We start from the raw sequence: 18,564 nt of genomic DNA, 5'->3' as shown, positions 1-18,564 counted from the left end.
CCTCAATTCCTCTTTTCTGCGGCGGCCCATTCCAGTGCGTCGGGAATGAGTGCCAGATTCTGAATCGCCGCCAATCCCCATTGCGATGCGGCGTTGGTGGAGACCCCAGGCCACTCGACGGTCGGACCGACGAAATCGGGGCCGCTAAGAGAGACCCGCGGATCGCCATCCGACAGCCCCAACCCGGCCTCGCCGCCCAAAAACTCCCGCGCGGCGCGTGTCGATAACGCGGCATCGCCGGTTTCCCGTGCGACATAGGCCGTCAGGCGGGAATGCCCTTCCTTCAGGTTCCGCTTGCCGAAGGGCAGAGAAAAATGCGCGTCCCATTCCTGCGGCGAAGCGTTGAACCAGCGGCAATAATCGAGCCATGCCGCCCGATAGCGCGGCACGTCGATCAGTTGCAACAATTCGGCATTCACTTCAAACGCCCCGAATACGGCGTTGAGATGCGAGATGGATATTTTGTCTCCCGACCCGATGAAGCGCCCGGATTTGAGATCATAGGAGGCGCTGCCCGCCAGCCAGCCATATTTCAATCGCCCGATACTATCCATGCCGGCGACCAGCCGGTCCCGCCACCGCACGTCGCCCGTCCGTTCCCATTCCGTCAGCCAGGCCGCCGCGAGCGACCCCCAGACGGTACCGAAGCTGAAATCCACGACGCCTTCGGGGAGGGTCTTGCGCTCGGCACCGGGCACCTTGCGGCCGATCTCGACATGGGTGAGCGCTTGGTCCGAGGGAACCAAAGCGCGCATCAGGTCGCCCACCCGTTCGTCGCCGGTCAGATAATAGAAGATGCGACGATAGGCAGCGTTGCTGACGCGCGGCTGTTTGGAGCTGTCGCTCCAATGCTGAACGCCATGTCGCGTGCCAAGGCCCGCAAAGCGGCCAAGATGATAGACATCGACTTCGCCTGTATGGCGGGTCATCGCTTCGGCCAGGCGGAATGCACGCGCCCGGCCGCTGCGCAGCACATCATACCAAAGCCACAGGTCAGGCGACAATTCGCTATTGGCCCAGGCATAGCCGCCGATATCATAGCGCCAGACGTGCCGATCCTCGTCATAAGTGTGCATGACGTCGCCATGGTTCCAGAAGCCATACCAGCCGCGCCGGTCGACCTCATCGGCATAGAAATCGACCAGATTGACCAGTTGATCTTCGATCCGCGCCTTCAACGGGCTGGAGCGGTCGGGCAGGCTCCAGATGCCCAGCACATCGGCCGCATGGATGCGTTCGGGCGTCACCATCAGTTGCGGCGGCGTCGCATTGGCCTGCGCCATCGCTGCCAGATGCGCCGCTCCAGGCGTCGCCGCGCAGGCCCAGAGGGTCAGTTCGCTGGTGCGGGCCGCGCCGGTCGCGTCATCCCAGCCGGGCTCATAATCCTCATAGGTGATGTCCAGCCCTTCATTCTGGGCGGCATAGGCTTCCATGCCCATGACGTCCCTGTAAGGGCGCATGTCCATCGGCTGTGCGTTGGGGGACCAGAGCCAGGCGGTGAGCGACGCCTGGTCGGTGTCGGCGCCACGAATGTCGATCTGCGCGGGATGCCGCTGCCAGAAATAGCGCGCTGCGATCGCGACGCCGCCGGTGGGCGATCCGACATAGCCCAGGCCTTGCGAGCGCGTTCCCGACGCCGCATCGATCCACGCCTGCCCGGCCTTGGTCCGCTTGGTGATGGCAAAGCCGTCGGCGGAGAGCTGGCTCAGCGTGAAATCGCCCCAGGTCGGGATGCGGCCGAGCAGATTGCGGACCGTCGGTGCCATGCTATCCAACGCCACGGCTTGGCCCGCAATCTGTGCCTTGCGCGCGGCCGCACCCGGATCGCGGCGAAGGCCCGTCAGCGGCCGAACCGCCTCGCTGAACAATCCGTCCGCGCCGGTGCTGATCCGCACATGACGGTCATGCGGGGCAGCATCCATCGGCACTTGCGCCTGCAGGCCGAGGCCGCTGATGAAGTCCCTGGCCGGATCGCCGTCGAAGATGAAGCTATGCACGACCCGCAGATGATCGGCCCCTGCATAGGCATAAAGGCGCAGGACAAACGGCAGCCAAGCGCGCCCCTGCCCCTCATGCATTCCTTCCAGTTTCACGACGGCGCGCACCGGCCCTTTCTGCTCGACCGTCGCCTTGTCGATCCTGCCGGTAAAATGGCTGCGCGCACCGCCTTGCGGTGCGTTGTCCACGCTGGCGATCAGCGCCAGCGATCCCATGACGGTCCGCTCGCCTGCTTTGGCCGACTGGATGATGGCCTTGCCCGACGTGCCGATCGTCCATTGGACCGATCCGACGGTGATGACGATCCGGTCGGCGGTTTCGCGTAACAAGACCGGCGCTGGAGGAGCGACTGGCTTGCCCTGAACCACCGTCATGCTTGCGGTTGGGGTGTCTCCGGCTGGCAGCGCATGTGCGGTCCATTTGAGCGATCCATCCGGCCAGCTGGCCAAGGGCCAATGCTGCGACGGCAGAGCGTTTCCCTCGGCGTCCTTGACGGACAGGGCGGTTCCGGCGCGCAATGCCCCTTGCGGCCATGGCACGCCAAAGGTCTGGCCCAGCGAAAGCGGCGGCGCGGCATCGTCGATCCAGCGCACGGGTGTCGGCGGCACGTTGCTGCCGCGTGCGTTCGCGGCCCGTGCAGCGGCAGGCAGGAGCGCCGAAGCGCCGGTCAGCAGGCCAAGCCTCAGGCTGTCCCGGCGGCTGACTATGATCCCGGTCTTCATCGGCGTTCCGCTCCTTTTGTCAGCCATGGGTGATGGTCAGGTTGCGGACCTGAATGTGGCTCTGCGTGGTGCGCAGCCCGAAATGACCACGGCGATAGGGGGCGGGGTCGTCCATCTCAAACAGGGGCGCGCCATCGCGCTCGACCGCGATATGATGGCCGTTGGCGATCAGGCGAATGGCGAACCAGGCGTTCGGTGTCAGCATGTCCGCCTTTGCCAGTCGGTCATGGTCGGGCAGCAACGGTCGTTCGCCCACCCGGCCGACATAGCGGCGCATCCGCGTCGTGCTGTTGCGGTTGCCGCCGATACCGACATAATAGGTTTTCAGCCTATCATAATCCTCGAACGCGCCGCTGCGCCGTCGGCCCAGCACCGACCCGTCGGGCACAGCAGGGTCGGTCGCCATCCAGAAGGCGTTGACGTCGCTGACCGCATCATGGGGTCCGCCTTGGGCCACCGCCCGTACCTCATAGCGGATCGCGACGGGAGCCACGAGGGCGGGCAGAAACCAGAGCGTGGCCCCGGCGGGGGCGTCGATGTCCAAAATGCCATCCCGCGCCGAGACGCGGGCATCGCCGATCGCTTCCATCCGCCATTGTTGGAGGCCGCCGCGAAAGTCATCGCCCGACACGGTACGTCCGCCATCCGCGCGTGCGGCGACCGGTGCCAGCATCAGCGACATCAGCATCGTGCGGCGGTTGAACATGGCGCTATTCCCGGTTCAGGCTGAACGAAGAAATGCTGCGGGATCGGGAGAAGGGGGAGATCCCGCAGCAAGAGCCGTGGTCCAGAAGGGGAACCACGGGGGAGCGGATCAGAGCTTGAACCGAATACCGCCATAGACACGACGCCCGAAGGTTTCGATGATCGTGCGGCGATAGATGCTGTTGGCATTCTCCTTGCGCGTGGCATCGAGCAGATTGACGCCTTCCAGGAACAGCGAGACATCCTTCATCAGATTGAGGTTGAGCGATGCGTCCAGCTGGCCATAGGCTTCGCCGAATTCCGGATTATTGCCACGCCCGACCGCGGTGATCAGATATTTCGAGCGCCAATTATAGGCGCCACGGATGCTGAAGACATCATCCTCATAATAGGCCGAAATATTGTAGCTTTTGCGCGACAGGCCCTGAAACGGCAGGGAATCGCCGGTGAAGAAGTCCTTGCCTTCATAACCGCTATCCTTCGAGTAAGTGAAGTTCGCGATCACGCCCATATGTTTGACCACGGGTATGTTGATGAAGTCGAACGCGACCTGTGCGCCCGCCTCGATCCCGTTGATCGTCACCTTCTGCGTTCCGTTGCTCGGCACCGTGATCGCATAGGTGACACCATTGGCGTCCGTGAACGGCTCCGTCGTATTCTGGATGAAGGAACCGATTTCCTTGCGGAAATAGGTGACCGAGGCAAAGCTCGTCTTGTTGATATAATATTCCAGACCCGCATCATATTGGCGTGCCCGGAACGGCTGGAGCGCGGGATTGCCGCGTGAACCCGACAGGCCCACGACATCCAAAGTGAACCGCGGCGCAAGCTGCTGCGGCAGTGGTCGGGCCATCACTTCGCTGGCCGTCAAACGCGCCATCAGCGTGTTCGGGATCAGCTCGGCTTTGAGGTTGATCGATGGCAGGAACTCGGTGTTCTTGCTGTCGAAGGCAACCGGGCTGATCAGCGCGGGCTGACCGCCTGGCTGCGCCGTCCGCAGGAAACCGGACGTATCCACCTGCGTATTGACGACACGCGCACCGGCAACGCCGCTGACCGCTACCGATCCGACATCAAAGGCGAATGATGCCTGGGCATAGCCGGCAATGTTGCGCTCGCCCACTTCCCATGTGTCGGTGAAGACCTGGCATGTGCCGTCCGCATTGGCGGGGCAGCCGCCGGGCGCGAACGGGTCGGGCACACCCACCGCATCCGCGACCGCCTGGGTCATGTTCAGCCAGCCGGTATAGCCGCCATCGAAGCCCAGATTTCCGGTGTTGAAGAAGGGCGACGTGCCAAGGCCCGCATTGCCGGCGACGATCGCGCTGATCTGGCTCTGCACCGCAGGATCGCTAAAGCCGTTCAGCGTTGTCGTCCGGCTGAAGAAGCGGCTCTTGACGGTCAGGTCGCGATATTGACCACCCACCTTGATCGACGTGAGGAAGCCGGTGTCGAACGTATATTCAGCGTCGAGCTTCGCCATTTTTTCCGCCTGATCGTCGTAACGCGGGCGACGCAGCACGGTCAGCTGGTTGATCCCGGCGATCGTCGTCGGATCATTGGGCAGGATGATCTGGGGCGCCTGCTGGGGATTGTCATAGTCGACGATCAGGCGGGACATGCCGGTCACCGCCGCCGTCGCGTTGATCTCATTATTATAGGCCTGCGCCTTGGAATAGGAGATTTTGGGGCTGAGCTTCAGATTGCCGCTGGTCCAATCGGCACCCACGGCGAGATTATAGGTGGTGCGCCGGATGTCGCCCAATATGTTGCGATAGGATACGCCCAGCTGGCTGGTCTGCGCCAAAGCCGGGTTGTTGATCATCTCAAGATGGGTGACGGTATTGTCCGGGCCAATGACGGTATTGGCGACATCGACCAATCCGCCACTGGTCCCTGTCTGCAGGAATTGCGATGTGACCGACTGGTTGGACCGGGTCCAATTCCCCTCCATATAAGCGGTCAGATCATCGCTCGGCCGCCATTCGAGAATGCCGTTCAGCGCATAACGCCGCGTTTCGAGGCGGTTGATGACGTAACGGGGAATGTCGGGGAAGAAGTCGGCCGCGCCGTCTTCGTTCAAATCATAGGCCTGCAAGCCCGGCGTCGTCCGGTCGCTGTCCAACCGAACCCAGCCGGTGGTACGCGCCTGATGGCTTTCCACATTGCGGTTTTCGAACGTGCCCGACACCAATATGCCGAGTTTGCCGTCGGCAAAGGTGTCGCTGGCAATCAGGGCAACGCGCGGGTCCATATGATCGGCAATGTCGGAATAGATCGCCTGCGCCGATCCCGCGACATAGGTTTTGCCGCCATTGTCGAACGGGCGTCGGGTAATGACGCGCACAGTGCCACCGACGCCACCTTCCGTCATGTCGGCCGTGGCGGACTTGACGACTTCCAGCCGGTTGACGAATTCGGAGGGCAGATCGCGGAAATCGACATCGCGGCCGCCGCCTACCGTGGTGGACAGGGCGGTCGTGCCATTGATTTCGACGCGATTGAGCGACGGGTCGGCACCGCGGATGGTCACGCCAGCGCCTTCGCCATCGGCGCGCGAAAGCTGCACACCGGTCACGCGCTGCAGCGCTTCGCCGATATTCTTGTCGGGGAATTTGCCGATATCTTCGGCCGAAATCGCGTCCAGCACCTGCGGCGCATTGCGCTTGGCGTTCAACGCGCCCTGCAGACTGCTGCGAATACCGGTGACGACGATGTCGCTATCGCTCGCCGCCTCCTGCTGCTGCGCGGTCGCTGTACCGGCGGAAAGCAGAAACACAGCCATGGCGGCGCTCGAAACCAAGGCGCCGTTCCTGGAAAACTTCATCAACCATCCTCCCCAAATTAATGCACATAATGCTGGGCGTTGAGCCAGTGGGCGACTTGACCTGCCGCCTCGTTCAAACCCATTAGTTCCATATGTTGGACTTACATATCTATATATGGACATTTTCTCAGAGGTAAAAATTGCGATGAAGCGAATAATATGCGCGGCGAACTGTTTATTTGAGAACGAAAATCATAGAAATCCCACATGGTGGAATATGATCGTTCCACATTTCCAAGAAACCATGCCCGTTACGGCGGTCATGGCTCTTCGCCAGCGGAACCAGAGGTGCGCGCAAGGATGGAGATGATTGACGTTCAACGCTGGTGAATGGCGAGCAGAGCGGCTTCCGCCGGAAGCGGACTTCTAAAGGTCGTCGCTAAAACTTCGTCCGGGTTATTCGGCCCAGCAGCAACGCATAGCTGTCGCACCCGCCGCCAGCGTCATAAGCCGCCATCACGCGCCGCAATGTGCCGACGTCCAGCGGTTGCCGCCCTTCGCCAGGCACGACCGCGCCGATGCCCTTGAGATGCGCCAGCAGCGCCCGCGCGCCGACACCATCAAGCGCGACCGTCTCGTCGAACGCGAAGGCGTCGTCATATCCGGCCAGCATTGCCCTTAACGCCGCCAAGGTCGGATAATCCGGCACGCCGCTGGCGACACCGCACGCCACATGGGCCGCACGCCATTGCGCGAAGCTGCCATGCCCCATGGTCGAGAAGATCAGGCTGCCCCCCGGCCGCAACAGGCCCGCCAGCCGCGCGATCGCGCCCGCCAGATCGTCGAACCATTGGAAGGTCAGGCTGGACAGAATGAGGTCGAACCATGGTCCCTCGAAGATCGGCGCTTCGCCGTCCATCGTCAGGAACCTGCCCGCCACCAGTCCGCCCGACGCGGCCTTGGCCAGCATGCCGGGCGACAGGTCGGTCACCACCAGATCCGCGCCGGGCCAGCGCGCCTGCACGTCACGAGTCAGGAAGCCGGTGCCGCAGCCGATTTCCAATATCCGCTCTACCCCTTGGGGTTTTTGCCGCTGCGCCAGCTCCGCGACCAGTCCGGCGGCCAGCCGTTGCGGCCCGGCATGATCCTCATAGCGGGCCGCCGCCGCGCCGAAGGCGTCGCTTATCCGTTGCTTGCGCCATTGCCTGGAGCCATCAATCATGGCTAGGCGAATGGCAGAGCCAGCCCCGCTTGACCAGTCACCCCAAGAGGAAATCGCCGCCCATGACCCCAGCCCCCCGCATCCCCGCCATGGACGTGCTGCGCGGTTGCGCGGTGATGGGCATAGTGTGGATGAACATCACCGCCTTCGCCCTGCCCCAGACCGCTTATTTCAACCCGGCCGCGGTCGGACCGCTTTCGGGTGGCGATATTGGTTTCTGGGCTGTCAGCCTGATATTGGTCGATGGCAAGATGCGCGGCCTGTTCGCGCTGCTGTTCGGCGCGTCGATGCTGTTGCTGATCGACCGGGAGGAAATGGCGGGTCGCGACGGGCGCCGCGCGCAGATGGTCCGTGCGGGCTGGCTGTTCGTCATCGGCGCCGCGCATTTCCTGCTGCTCTGGTGGGGCGACATATTGCGGGTCTATGCGCTGGTCAGCCTGTTCGCGCTGCTGTTCGTGCATCTCGAACCGCTTGCGCTGATCAAGCGCGCCTTCCTGTTCTTCCTGCTGCAATTCCTGCTGGTCGCGGCGTTCATCGGCAGTCTCTACCTGTGGAGCCATGCCGCTGGTTTGCCGGACGCCAGCGCGGCCACCCGCGCCGGTTTTGTCGAGTTCATGGGCACCTTGTCGGACCCGGCCAGCCCCGCCATCCAGAGCGAGATCGCCACCTATCGCAGCGACTATGGCACGATATTGGCGCACAAGATTGCGGGGATTCCGGGCGAATGGCTGTGGGGGTTCCTGTTTACGGCCTTTGAAACGCTCGGCTTCATGTTGCTTGGCATGGCGATGCTCAAGGGCGGCTTCCTGACCGGCCAGTGGGACAGCGAACAATATCGCCGCACCGCGCGCCATTGCTTCCTGATCGGCGTGCCGCCCATGGCGGCGCTGGCGCTGTGGGCGTGGTGGAGCGGATTTGCGCCGCTGCCCGCCTATGGCGTGGCACTGACCTGGTCGCTGCCGTTCCGCATTCCGTTGACCGTGGGTTGGGCGGCGCTGATCCTGTGGCTCCTGGCGCGTCATCGGGACCACAGCCTGGCCACGCGGCTCGCCGCGACCGGGCGGATGACGCTCAGCAATTATCTCGGCACCAGCCTGATCATGACCTCCATCTTCTATGGCTGGGGACTAGGCCTGTTCGCGCATGTGCCCCCGGCCCTGCTGCCGTTGTTCGTCCTCGCGTCCTGGGCGGTGATGCTGCTCTGGTCGCCCTGGTGGGCGGCGCGCTTTGGTCAGGGACCGATGGAGCGGGTATGGCGCGGGCTAGCGCGGATCGGGCAGCGGTGAGGGTCGTCAGCCAATGACGAAATCAGCCAGTCCGATCGTGACGGGTGCTATGTTAGAACCCAGTGATGCGATCTCATTCACTGCACCGCTGCCGTCGGCAAAGGCTGTATGATAGACGATCGCGTTGTTTTGCGCGTCGAGCGCGATGACAAACAGTCCCTCATCCGTTCGGCCCGTGCCGTTAGCATCAAGCATCGCCTGTACCGCCGCCCCATCGTTCAGCACGCCGGTATAGACGAACAGGTCGGTCGCGGCGAGGTTGGTACCGCTGCCTCCCTGGCTGCGAACATCGAAGCTGGCGTCGGTAAGGCCAAAAGCCGCACCGTTAAACTCCAGATTGTCGATCCCTGGCTGAAAATCGATCAGGACGTCACCGCCCTCCACTGGCGCATACCAGATGAAATGATCAGCGCCGCCCCCGCCAGTTAATTCGTCCGCACCCAGGCCGCCGACCAGCCGATCCGCTGCCGCACCGCCCTTCAGCACGTCATCACCACCATTACCTTCAAACAAAACCGTTCGCGCGCCAGTCACCGGCAGGGCACTGATGATGTCACGCCCAGTCCCGCCTGATATGACAATATACGCACCCTCAACCCCATTGAAATTGGCGTCGTGCAGAACGACCCTGTTCCATCCGTCCGCCAGATTGATTTGCTCGATCCCGCGCACGCCGGAGAGAATGTTGCCCGATTGTGTGACAGGCGTTTCAATCGCCAGAATGTCGTGGCCGCCGTTGCCGAACAACCGATCACCGAACAAATGCGATGCAGCCGACCGGAACAAATCGTCGCCGGAGCCACCCCGCAGTGTATCAATGCCCGCGCCGCCGAGCAACTCAACAGCATTCGACGCACCCAAGTCGCTGGCGTCTACGACATTGTCGCCAGTACCACCGATTACTTTAATCCTGATGCTCTCAATATTAACGAAGTTAACATCTGTGATTATTACGATGCCGCTTCTGTCGAGTATAATTTGTTCGACGCCCTGCATACCGACGAGAGAGGGTATTGAGCCAGTCGTCACTTCCAGAATGTCAATACCGCCATTCCCCAATATGATATCTTGCTCTGTCAACTCGGAGCCTGCCCCTCGGAACAGATCGTTGCCGTTACCACCTGCGAGGTAATTATTTCCTCCGCCACCGCTCAATATGACTGAATAAGGGGCTGAAAGAGCAGTTGCATCGATTCGATCATCGCCAGCCGATCCAATAATTTGGAGACTGTTGTTGGCTACCCCGACAAGAGTCATGTCACCAACGCCAATGTCATTGGCGCCGGAAGCCAGGATTATGCGCTCCATTCCTTGCACATCGCGCAGGTCCGCCGCCGAAAGTATGCCCGAAGACGTCAGCCTGAGGACATCGTTGCCGCCATTACCGTGAATCACATCGTCCAGAAGTTCCGAAACGGTGACAGAAACAGAATCATCTCCTGCGCCGCCGCGAAACACATTGGCACCGCCACCGCCAAACATCACGACTTTGTTCGCGCTTGTCAGTGCCGTAGCATCCACCTCATCTCCGCTCGCATTGCCGACGATGGTGATGGTTGAGTTTGCGACGTCGACATAATTAATATTGGAGAGTTGGATGAGGTTGCGACCTGTAGCAAGCTCGAACCGCTCGATACCCTGCACATCGTTGAGGTCGAAATAGCTAAAAAGACCTGCCGACCGAATCGCAATCGTATCGCTACCACCATTACCTCGCACTGTATCTGCGCTAAGATCTGCACCGTAAAACGAGAATCGATCGTTCCCGGCTCCACCAAGCAGGGTATCGATGCCGCCGCCGCTAACGATCCCTACAGCATTTGCGCCGCTCAACCCCGACGCATCGACCACGTCAGCCGCGGCGCTGCCTGTTATCAGTATCCCATCGGACACAGCTTCGTAATTGGTATCGAGGAGCGTGATGCTATTGCCGCCGCTCGCCAAGGTGATGCGTTCAATTCCTGTCATGCCTGCCAACGCACTTGCTGCAAGCGCACCAGCAGTTGTAAAAAGCAGCGTATCTGTACCCTGCCTTCCTCGAAACACGTCGGCCGCATTTAGATTAGCTACCGCATATTGGAAAATATCGTCTGTAGCGCTACCCAAAAAGAAGTCATCGGAATTAGGTTGGCCCGTAAAGGTCGTCATCGCTGTCTTCCTTTAAAATTATTATCTGTTTCTATAACCAATTATGGGACATTAACCTATCCAAAATCGATACTGCTAGAAAAATTTGGCGCGCATACGTAAGATATTTTGAAAAACTTTACATTTTCTGGAAATGTAAGCTATGTAAATATGCTGACTAACGTTGCGATCATAGACCTTATGTTTAGTGACGATGCTTTCAAAGAATACTTACGTCACCCCGTGCTCAACGTTATGGATTCGTTGAACGCAAAATCATATAAATGTGAGACCGCGTCGCAAAAACGTGCATTTTACTATTGCGACCCATTATCATCCGCGCTATCTCTGTCCAAACAGGAGAGTGCTTCGATGGTCGTGTGCATCTGTAATGCCATTCGTGAGAAGGATCTGAAGGAAGCCGTGCGCGATGGCGCGGATACGCCGTGCAGCGCCTATGCGCGTTTTGGGCGTCGCCCCAAATGCGGCCAGTGCGTTCCCTTTGCCCGCACAATCATCGCGGCGGAGCGCGCTTCGGCCTGATAGCATTGCAAATCATCCGCACGAAACAATCGCGACCTTGACGCAATAGCGTCCCAAAAAACCTTGATTTTCCTAGGTTTTTTGACTTAACAGCACCCTGCACAGGGGTTATACATCCGGCTTTCCTAACAGCCGGAGTAAACGCCATGAAAGGCGACCCGAAAGTCATCGATTATCTGAACGAGGTGCTCCGCAACGAGTTGACCGCGATCAATCAATATTTCCTGCACTATCGCATGCTCAATCATTGGGGCATCGAAAAGCTCGCCAAGTTCGAATATTCCGAATCGATCGACGAGATGAAGCATGCCGACAAGGTAGCAGAGCGCATCCTCTTCCTCGACGGCCTGCCCAATTTCCAGCTGCTCGGCCGCCTCAAAATCGGCGAGACGGTGGAGGAAATCCTCAAGTCGGATCTGGAACTGGAATATGAGGCGCTGCCGGTGCTGCGCGACGCCATCGCCTATTGCGAGACGATCCGCGACTATGTCAGCCGCGACCTGTTCCAATATATCCTCGAAAGCGAGGAAGAGCATGTCGATACGCTGGAAACCCAGTTCGAAATGATCGAACGCATGGGCATTCAGAATTATATCCAGTTGCAAAGCAAGGCGAAGGAAGACTGATCTTCACGGGCACCGGGACACCGGTGCCCTTCGCTTTACAGCAAGGCTTCCAATATGCCGATCAGCGGTAGGTCTGCCGGCGGCATGGGAAGCGCATACATTTGCGCGGGGCGCACCCATTTGAGCGCCGTCGCATGATGGGGATGCGGCACCCCCTCCCACTTGCGACAGACATAGAGCAATAGCAGTAGATGCCGGTCATCAAGCGGCTCGCTGGCGAAGGTTGCGGGGGCGAGGCAGCTGGAGTGGGTGCGGATCCCCAGTTCTTCTTCCAGTTCGCGGATCAACGCGGCTTCGGGCGTTTCGCCCAGTTCGACCTTCCCCCCCGGAAATTCCCACAGATCAGCCATCGCCTTCCCCGGCGGGCGTTGTTGCAGCAGGACGCGGCCATCCGCGTCGATCAGGGCGACCGCGACCACGAGCAACGGCGAAATTTTCGTCATCTTCATCCAGACAAGGGCTTTGTTAACTACGCATGCTTTACAGGCCTACGCGGGACTGTCTGTAGCGAACTGGGGGCCGTATGCGTGGGCTGAGTAAAATCATCGACCGCTTGCAATCGCTACGGTGTGAACGAGCTGCAACGACGATAGAATATGCCTTCATTCTCGCGATGATCACGCTATTGATCATGGTCGCGGTCGAGAGCATGGCGAGCAACACTACAAGCATGTGGAACAACATGGCTGAGGAAGTTAATGCGATTTAACCATAATCAATTTACAATTTTTCTCGGCATTAAAGATTCATCAACTGATATTCGCTAGAAAAATTTTCGCTGACCACGAACTTCCAAGGCGGGGCGGCCGGGTAGTTACACAACGTTTCCCATCAGGAGATTTAAAATGCAGTTCATTCGCAAGATGTTGAAGAACGAAGAAGGCGCGACCGCGATCGAATATGGCTTGATTGCTGCCTTGATCGCTGTCGCGGCTATCACTGCCATGACGAGCCTCGGCGACAATCTGAAGACGACCTTCACCAAGACGTCAACTGCTATCGCCAATGGCAACACGAAAAGCGGTACCTAAGATTTATCTGGCTCGATGCTATTACTGTTTGAATAAGGGGGAGAAGCAATTCTCCCCCTTGTTTGCATTGAATCAGATAACGATCTTCACCTTTTGCCCGGCGCGCAAGGATGCGTTGGCGTTCAGCGCGTTGATCGTCAAAAACCGTTCCAGCTTATAGTCGGGATAGGCCATCCGCTGGCTCAGCGACTGGACGGTGTCGCCGGATTTTACAGTCACGACATCGATGCGGCGCGGCTTGATGGTCGCTGCATCCTGTGCGGATAGCCGCTGCATCGACTGGACCATCGCGCTGAATGGCGCGATCCCCTGGCCCGCGGGCGTCAGCAGCAGGAAATGATAGGCTTTCCCGCCCCCGAAATCATAGGCGAATACCGTGGCATCAACCTGCTTAGACTGGCTGGTGGCGCGCACGGTCCGCCATGCCGCGGGCAGGCCGTTGACGGTGGTGCGACTGACGGTGCCGGTGGGGACATTCCCCTGCCCGCCGCCCATCTGCGCAAAGACACCGTCTATGTAGCTGGCCAGATTGCCCGAATAAGGGGCAGCGCTGAATTGTGCCTGCCCGCCGGAGCCCATGATCGACACCGCATCAGACCCATTTTCCATGCCGAAGCCACTGGGAGCGGCAAAGCTGAGGCGCAGGTCGGGGTGGCGGAAACGACTGCCTTCGATAATGCCCTGCTTGGGATCATCGCCGTACAGGATGCCATCGAGCGCGGCGAGAAAGACATCGCGATTGCGCACAGTGGCCTTTGAGCCACTACCGCCCGCGCCGCGTGCCGCGCGGTTGACGCGCGAAGCGGGATCGGGATGGGTGCTGGCCCATTCCGGGGTCGATCGGGCGCTGCCCGCCAGACGGGCGTCCAGATTGCTCTGTGCCGCCAATGAAGCCAGCATGTCGGACAAAGCGCGGGGATCATAGCCGCCCGATGCCAGGTAGCGGATGCCCAGATCATCCGCCTCATATTCCTGGCTGCGCGAGAATTTGAGCGTCAACAACTGGCTGCCGGTGCCGATGCCCTTCTGAATGAGGTTGCCGAAGCCCGAATCACCCAGGAAGGCGCCCGCCAAAGCGCCGAGCAGCGCGCCGCCGATCGCGTTGCGCTGCGCGGTCTTTTGCCGCCGCTGGCCATGCTGGGCGGCGACATGGCCGACCTCATGCCCCAGCACGCCGGCCAGTTCCGCCTCGTCATTCATCAGCGCCATCAGCTGGCGCGTGACATAGACATAGCCGCCAGGAATCGCGAAAGCGTTGTTGACCGGCGAGTTGAGCAGGGTGACGGTGAAGTCGCTTTGCGCGTTCGAGAGACCGGACTGGACAGCGATCCGCCGCCCGACGCTTTCGACATATTTCGCCTGGGCACCGCTATAGCCGCCGCCAAATTCCTTGAGCAATTCGGGGTGCTGCTTGGCCCCGCTGCTCTTGTCCTGCGCGCTGATCGAACTCACCGTGCGGATCGCCCGCTGCTGCCCGATCACGGCAGGCGCGCTGGCGGCCACGACCAGGGCGGCGGCCGAACAGCCAAACATCATCTTCCGGTTCATCACTTTATCCCATCCCATTCCCATTACCGACACGTAACGAGAAAAAGGGGTCAGCTGTTCCAAAAAAGACGGTAGTTCAGGCGCCTATGGCCAGAAATTTATCGGCCCGGTCAGTGCGCAGCGCCCCGGCATCCATGTTCGACAACGCATCCAGTTCAGCTTCGATCGCGGTGCCCAGATTGGCGATCGCCTGAACCGGGTCGCGATGCGCGCCGCCCATCGGTTCCGGCACGATCCGGTCGATGACGCCCAGCGCCTTGAGATGCTGGGCCGTGACCTGCATCGCCGTCGCCGCTTCGCTGGCCTTGGCCGCTGTGCGCCACAGGATCGAGGCGCAGCCTTCGGGCGAAATCACCGAGTAGACTGCATGTTCGAACATCAGCACGCGATTGGCAGCCGCCAGCGCAATCGCACCGCCCGATCCGCCTTCGCCAACCACGGCGGCGACCATCGGCACGCCGAGCTTGAGGCAAGCTTCAGTCGAGCGTGCGATCGCTTCAGCCTGGCCGCGCTCTTCGGCCTGCACGCCCGGAAAGGCACCGGACGTATCGACCAGCGTGACGACGGGCAGGCCGAAGCGATCGGCCAGTTCCATCAGGCGGATCGCCTTGCGATAGCCTTCGGGCTTGGCCATGCCGAAATTATGCCGCACCCGGCTGGCGGTATCGTCGCCCTTTTCATGGCCGATGACCATCAGTCGCCGATCGCCAAGCGTTGCAAAGCCGCCGACGATCGCCTGATCGTCAGAGAAAGCGCGGTCCCCCGCCAGCGGCATGAAATTGTCGAACAGACCGGCGACATAATCCTTGAAATGCGGCCGTTCGGCGTGGCGGGCGACCTGCGTCTTCTGCCACGGCGTCAGCTTGGCATAGGTGTCGCCCAGCATCTTGGCCGCGCGCTGCTCCAGCGTCGCGATTTCGCCGTCAATGTTAATGTCGCCCGCGCTCGCCGTGGCGCGCAATTCGACGATGCGCGCCTCCAGTTCGGCGATGGGCTTTTCAAATTCCAGAAAGCTAACCATGGCGCTGGCGTTAGGGCGGCGACGCGCCGTCGTCAACGCAGCGTTGCACCATCGTCGCCAGCGGATGGCGGCTATTGACCAATTCGATCAGGCGACGGCTGTCGACATGGGTGTAGATTTGCGTGGTGCCGATATCGGCATGGCCCAGCATCGATTGCAACGCGCGCAGATCCGCGCCGCCCTCCAGCAAATGGGTGGCGAAGGCGTGGCGCAGCACATGGGGGCTAACCCGTTCCGGCGCGATACCCGCCGCGGCGGCCAACGCCTTGACCAGCTGATAGAGGCGGATGCGGCTGAGATAGGATTTGCCGGAGGGGAAGAGCCAGGGACTGTCGAGCGGCACATGGGTCAGCCAGGTTGCGACGGCGGCGCGGGCACGATCGGAGATCGGCACCAGCCGCTCCCGCCCGCCCTTGCCCTTGAGGATCAGGAAGGGTCGATCCGACGCCAGCGCGCGGCGCGGCAGCGACACCAGTTCGGTCGCACGCAGGCCCGACCCATAGAGCAGTTCGATCAGGGCCGACAGCCGCCGGTCGTGCGGCGCAGGATGGTCCACCGCCAACCGCTCGTCGATCAAGGCGAAGAGCGAATCAACTTCGGCGGTGGACAAGATCTTGGGCAGGGATCGCCGCGTCACTGGACGAGGAAGCGCGGTAGCGGGATTATCGAGGCGCAGCCCTTCCTCTTCGAGAAAGGCGTAGAAGGCGCGCAGGGCAGAGGATTTGCGCGCGACCGACGAGGCGGCGAGTGCCGCCCATGCCCCGGCGAGATCGCCCAGCCGCTCCTTGCTCGCCGCCACCAGGCCGCCGACGATGGCAGCGGCGCCGTTCAAATCCGCGCGATAGGCCAGCAGCGTGTTGCGCGACGCACCACGTTCCGCCGCCATCATTTCCAGAAAGCGGTCGATCAGGGCGTCATCATCCGCCATCGTCAGGTCCGGCTGATCGCCTCCGCTGCGATCATCCGCGCTTCGGGGTCCAGCCCGACACGATGAAGCGCAGCGACGACATGATAGAGATGCGCAGGCGGCAGGCGGCGCCAGTCGCGCCCCTGCATGCCGACGGCCGCGAGCAGGGCCACGGTCGCCTTCTCGCCACGCTGCGCCGCGGCGCCAATCGCGCGCGCCCAGCGGCTGTTGGCAGCCAGCGTCACGCCATTGTCCTGTGCCAGCGATGCGGCATCGTCGGCCGACAGTCGCGCAAGGCCTGCCAACGCCGCGATCAGCATCCGGCCCTTTTCTGGTCCGGCCTCACCGATATAGGTCGATATGCGGCTGTCACTGATGTCAACCACCGGGCTGGGTGCGCCAACCGCGAGCAGGCCCCAGAATTGGGCCGCGCCATCGCCGTCGATTTGGCCCAGCGCCCGCGCCCAACGCGCGGCATTGCGGTCATAGCCTGCCGTCAGCATCGATGCGACCAGATTGGCCGCATCGCGGGCGTCGGCCTGCGCCACCGGCAGCGCCGCTGCCGCCCGTGCGGTCGTGATCAGGCCGACATAGTCGGGATTGCCATTGTCACGCCACAAGCGCTGCATCGCGCCGATGCGATTGCCCACCGTCGCCCCGGCATGGGCAGTGCGCAGCGCGTCGATCCGGTCCGCCATGTCGGCAGGCGTGTCGCCTTCGGTGCTCATCTGGCCATAGAAGCCGACCAGCGCCGCGCTGGAAAATACGCCAAGGCGCGCCGCGACTTCGACACCGGGTCGCCGCCGCACGGCGCTCAGGGCAGGCACGCGCGCTTCCCAGGCGCGGACATGCGGACCCACCGTGCCGAACAGCGTATCGGGTATCTCGACATTGAGCGCCGTCGCGAGGCCAAAGCGCCAGGCAGTCAATTGACTGACCGTGTCCCATTCGATCTTAACGGACCGGCGCGCGTTGAAGCCGGTGCCGACGACCTTTTCCGCCAGCCGGTAATCGATGCCGCGCACCACGCCGCGTCGCTGCGCCTGGTTGAGCGCGCCGCTGGCGGTGCCCTGATCCCCCGACAAGGCAGCGCATATGGCGCGCGTCATGTCCCAGCCGGGTTCCTTGCTGACCCGCAGCGCGCCTTCCGACAGGGGGCAAAGCCCGGCCGGATCGGCGCTGCCAAGATAGGCCTGCATGGCAACGGCGTAGAGGCGCGGGGTGTAGCGATCGGGATCGACGCTTTGGACCATGGTTCGGGCGCTGTCCGCCTCCCCCATGCGCAGCAGCAGCCAGGCGCGCTCGGCCGCCCAGTCCGCGCCATCAATGTCGGCCGGCGTATCCGTCGCCGACAAAAGCGTGCGCCGCAGCAGGATCGACGCCCAGCGCGACAGGATCGGCGCATGCGTCTCCTTCATCAGCGCGGCGAGATATTTGCCCGACTGGTTGCCGAACGCATCCGGCTCCAGCCCGCGCGTCTGCGGCGTCAGTGCGCCGATACGGGCGAGCGAACGGCGCGCGCTATCCGGCAGATCATATTTCGCCTTTTCCGCCGCCAGTTCTTCGGGCGTCAGTTCTTCTTCGGCGGTTGCATTGTCCGCTTCGGCCAGCAACGACAGATCCGGCGGCGTTGCCGGGTTGAGGGTCGGCAAGGCGGGCGCTGCGGGCGTGCCAGGTGCCGGACGCGCGGGCGTTGGTGCAGGCGTCGGCGCTTCGGGCGCATCGCCAAAGCCCGGCGGCAAGAGCGATTCGGGTGCCTGTTGCGCGACCACAGGCAAAGCGAGGGCCAGGGCAAAGCTGCCCAGCGCCCATTTCGCTCTGCTCCCTTTAGACGTGCCCCCCTTGACCCGCATATGCCTTACTGGCCCAGCTTCTCAGCGGGGATGGCCTTTTCGACCTGCACCTGCGGCTGTTCGCCGCCGCGTGACCAGAAGAAGGCGAGCAGAAGAATGACCAGCAGGACAAGGGCGATGGGCAGGATCGGCAAGTTGGTGCCACGGCGGCGGCTGCTGCCTTCAAAACTGCTGAAATTGCGATTTTTCTTCATGTGTCCTTCTGCGG

The 18,564-nt window shown here is 61.7% G+C and carries 15 protein-coding genes; 4 read left to right on the top strand and 11 right to left on the bottom strand.

Annotated features, from left to right (window positions below; genetic code table 11):
* Positions 1–2: 2 nt before the first annotated feature.
* The 4 genes from OVY48_RS16690 to OVY48_RS16675 form a co-directional block, all read right to left on the bottom strand.
* Positions 3–2,720, bottom strand: coding sequence for a Tat pathway signal sequence domain protein (locus OVY48_RS16690; protein WP_313923661.1), 2,718 nt, complete (start codon positions 2,718–2,720; stop codon positions 3–5).
* Positions 2,721–2,739: 19 nt separating this feature from the next.
* Complete coding sequence (locus OVY48_RS16685; RefSeq protein ID WP_313923660.1) at positions 2,740–3,426, bottom strand: DUF6250 domain-containing protein; 687 nt, start codon at positions 3,424–3,426, stop codon at positions 2,740–2,742.
* Between the two features lie 108 nt (positions 3,427–3,534).
* A complete protein-coding gene (locus tag OVY48_RS16680; protein WP_313923659.1) occupies positions 3,535–6,252 on the bottom strand; it encodes a TonB-dependent receptor in 2,718 nt (905 codons plus the stop codon).
* Positions 6,253–6,631: 379 nt separating this feature from the next.
* Entirely contained in the window at positions 6,632–7,414 is a 783-nt protein-coding gene (locus tag OVY48_RS16675; protein WP_313923658.1) for a methyltransferase domain-containing protein, read from the bottom strand.
* Between the two features lie 62 nt (positions 7,415–7,476).
* On the opposite strand from OVY48_RS16675, the gene OVY48_RS16670 reads away from it, so the two are divergent.
* Positions 7,477–8,700: a DUF418 domain-containing protein gene (locus OVY48_RS16670; RefSeq protein WP_313923657.1), complete on the top strand. Its 1,224-nt coding sequence runs from the start codon at positions 7,477–7,479 to the stop codon at positions 8,698–8,700.
* A 6-nt stretch (positions 8,701–8,706) separates the two neighbouring features.
* Here the strand turns inward: OVY48_RS16670 and OVY48_RS16665 are convergent, their stop codons facing one another.
* The gene (locus OVY48_RS16665) at positions 8,707–10,848 is read right to left on the bottom strand and encodes a calcium-binding protein (RefSeq protein WP_313923656.1); all 2,142 of its coding nucleotides are present in this window, start codon (positions 10,846–10,848) and stop codon (positions 8,707–8,709) included.
* A 351-nt stretch (positions 10,849–11,199) separates the two neighbouring features.
* Here OVY48_RS16665 and OVY48_RS16660 point away from each other — a divergent pair, with 351 nt between their 5' ends.
* Together OVY48_RS16660 and bfr are read left to right on the top strand one after the other, a co-directional pair.
* Entirely contained in the window at positions 11,200–11,370 is a 171-nt protein-coding gene (locus OVY48_RS16660) for a bacterioferritin-associated ferredoxin (protein ID WP_037476694.1), read from the top strand.
* A 146-nt stretch (positions 11,371–11,516) separates the two neighbouring features.
* A complete protein-coding gene (gene bfr / locus OVY48_RS16655; RefSeq protein ID WP_037476693.1) occupies positions 11,517–11,996 on the top strand; it encodes a bacterioferritin in 480 nt (159 codons plus the stop codon).
* A 35-nt stretch (positions 11,997–12,031) separates the two neighbouring features.
* Here the strand turns inward: bfr and OVY48_RS16650 are convergent, their stop codons facing one another.
* Positions 12,032–12,439: a (deoxy)nucleoside triphosphate pyrophosphohydrolase gene (locus tag OVY48_RS16650; RefSeq protein ID WP_313924819.1), complete on the bottom strand. Its 408-nt coding sequence runs from the start codon at positions 12,437–12,439 to the stop codon at positions 12,032–12,034.
* Between the two features lie 402 nt (positions 12,440–12,841).
* On the opposite strand from OVY48_RS16650, the gene OVY48_RS16645 reads away from it, so the two are divergent.
* Positions 12,842–13,027: a Flp family type IVb pilin gene (locus tag OVY48_RS16645; protein WP_037476691.1), complete on the top strand. Its 186-nt coding sequence runs from the start codon at positions 12,842–12,844 to the stop codon at positions 13,025–13,027.
* Between the two features lie 72 nt (positions 13,028–13,099).
* Here the strand turns inward: OVY48_RS16645 and OVY48_RS16640 are convergent, their stop codons facing one another.
* The 5 genes from OVY48_RS16640 to OVY48_RS16620 form a co-directional block, all read right to left on the bottom strand.
* On the bottom strand, positions 13,100–14,575 hold the full coding sequence (locus OVY48_RS16640) for a M48 family metalloprotease (protein WP_313923655.1): 1,476 nt from the start codon (positions 14,573–14,575) through the stop codon (positions 13,100–13,102).
* Between the two features lie 76 nt (positions 14,576–14,651).
* On the bottom strand, positions 14,652–15,596 hold the full coding sequence (locus OVY48_RS16635) for an acetyl-CoA carboxylase carboxyltransferase subunit alpha (protein WP_069066302.1): 945 nt from the start codon (positions 15,594–15,596) through the stop codon (positions 14,652–14,654).
* Between the two features lie 10 nt (positions 15,597–15,606).
* Positions 15,607–16,524: a tyrosine recombinase gene (locus tag OVY48_RS16630; protein WP_313923654.1), complete on the bottom strand. Its 918-nt coding sequence runs from the start codon at positions 16,522–16,524 to the stop codon at positions 15,607–15,609.
* 2 nt (positions 16,525–16,526) lie between these two features.
* Positions 16,527–18,356 (bottom strand): hypothetical protein, encoded by a 1,830-nt coding sequence (locus OVY48_RS16625; protein WP_313923653.1) that lies wholly within the window; start codon positions 18,354–18,356, stop codon positions 16,527–16,529.
* Between the two features lie 5 nt (positions 18,357–18,361).
* Positions 18,362–18,550, bottom strand: a complete 189-nt coding sequence (locus OVY48_RS16620; RefSeq protein WP_043152902.1) for a hypothetical protein — start codon at positions 18,548–18,550, stop codon at positions 18,362–18,364.
* Positions 18,551–18,564 lie beyond the last annotated feature (14 nt).

Origin of the sequence: Sphingobium sp. SA2 (genome assembly GCF_032227065.1) — a bacterium.
GTDB lineage: Bacteria > Pseudomonadota > Alphaproteobacteria > Sphingomonadales > Sphingomonadaceae > Sphingobium.
The sequence above is the reverse complement of the archived record's forward strand: the minus strand, read 5'-3'. Positions and strand labels throughout refer to the sequence as shown.

What these genes read in the sequence shown, in the direction of transcription:
- OVY48_RS16690 (WP_313923661.1), bottom strand. Translation starts at nt 2,720, where the DNA reads ATGAAGACCGGGATCATAGTCAGCCGCCGGGACAGCCTGAGGCTTGGC.
- OVY48_RS16685 (WP_313923660.1), bottom strand. Translation starts at nt 3,426, where the DNA reads ATGTTCAACCGCCGCACGATGCTGATGTCGCTGATGCTGGCACCGGTC.
- OVY48_RS16680 (WP_313923659.1), bottom strand. Translation starts at nt 6,252, where the DNA reads ATGAAGTTTTCCAGGAACGGCGCCTTGGTTTCGAGCGCCGCCATGGCT.
- OVY48_RS16675 (WP_313923658.1), bottom strand. Translation starts at nt 7,414, where the DNA reads ATGATTGATGGCTCCAGGCAATGGCGCAAGCAACGGATAAGCGACGCC.
- OVY48_RS16670 (WP_313923657.1), top strand. Translation starts at nt 7,477, where the DNA reads ATGACCCCAGCCCCCCGCATCCCCGCCATGGACGTGCTGCGCGGTTGC.
- OVY48_RS16665 (WP_313923656.1), bottom strand. Translation starts at nt 10,848, where the DNA reads ATGACGACCTTTACGGGCCAACCTAATTCCGATGACTTCTTTTTGGGT.
- OVY48_RS16660 (WP_037476694.1), top strand. Translation starts at nt 11,200, where the DNA reads ATGGTCGTGTGCATCTGTAATGCCATTCGTGAGAAGGATCTGAAGGAA.
- bfr (WP_037476693.1), top strand. Translation starts at nt 11,517, where the DNA reads ATGAAAGGCGACCCGAAAGTCATCGATTATCTGAACGAGGTGCTCCGC.
- OVY48_RS16650 (WP_313924819.1), bottom strand. Translation starts at nt 12,439, where the DNA reads ATGACGAAAATTTCGCCGTTGCTCGTGGTCGCGGTCGCCCTGATCGAC.
- OVY48_RS16645 (WP_037476691.1), top strand. Translation starts at nt 12,842, where the DNA reads ATGCAGTTCATTCGCAAGATGTTGAAGAACGAAGAAGGCGCGACCGCG.
- OVY48_RS16640 (WP_313923655.1), bottom strand. Translation starts at nt 14,575, where the DNA reads ATGAACCGGAAGATGATGTTTGGCTGTTCGGCCGCCGCCCTGGTCGTG.
- OVY48_RS16635 (WP_069066302.1), bottom strand. Translation starts at nt 15,596, where the DNA reads ATGGTTAGCTTTCTGGAATTTGAAAAGCCCATCGCCGAACTGGAGGCG.
- OVY48_RS16630 (WP_313923654.1), bottom strand. Translation starts at nt 16,524, where the DNA reads ATGGCGGATGATGACGCCCTGATCGACCGCTTTCTGGAAATGATGGCG.
- OVY48_RS16625 (WP_313923653.1), bottom strand. Translation starts at nt 18,356, where the DNA reads ATGCGGGTCAAGGGGGGCACGTCTAAAGGGAGCAGAGCGAAATGGGCG.
- OVY48_RS16620 (WP_043152902.1), bottom strand. Translation starts at nt 18,550, where the DNA reads ATGAAGAAAAATCGCAATTTCAGCAGTTTTGAAGGCAGCAGCCGCCGC.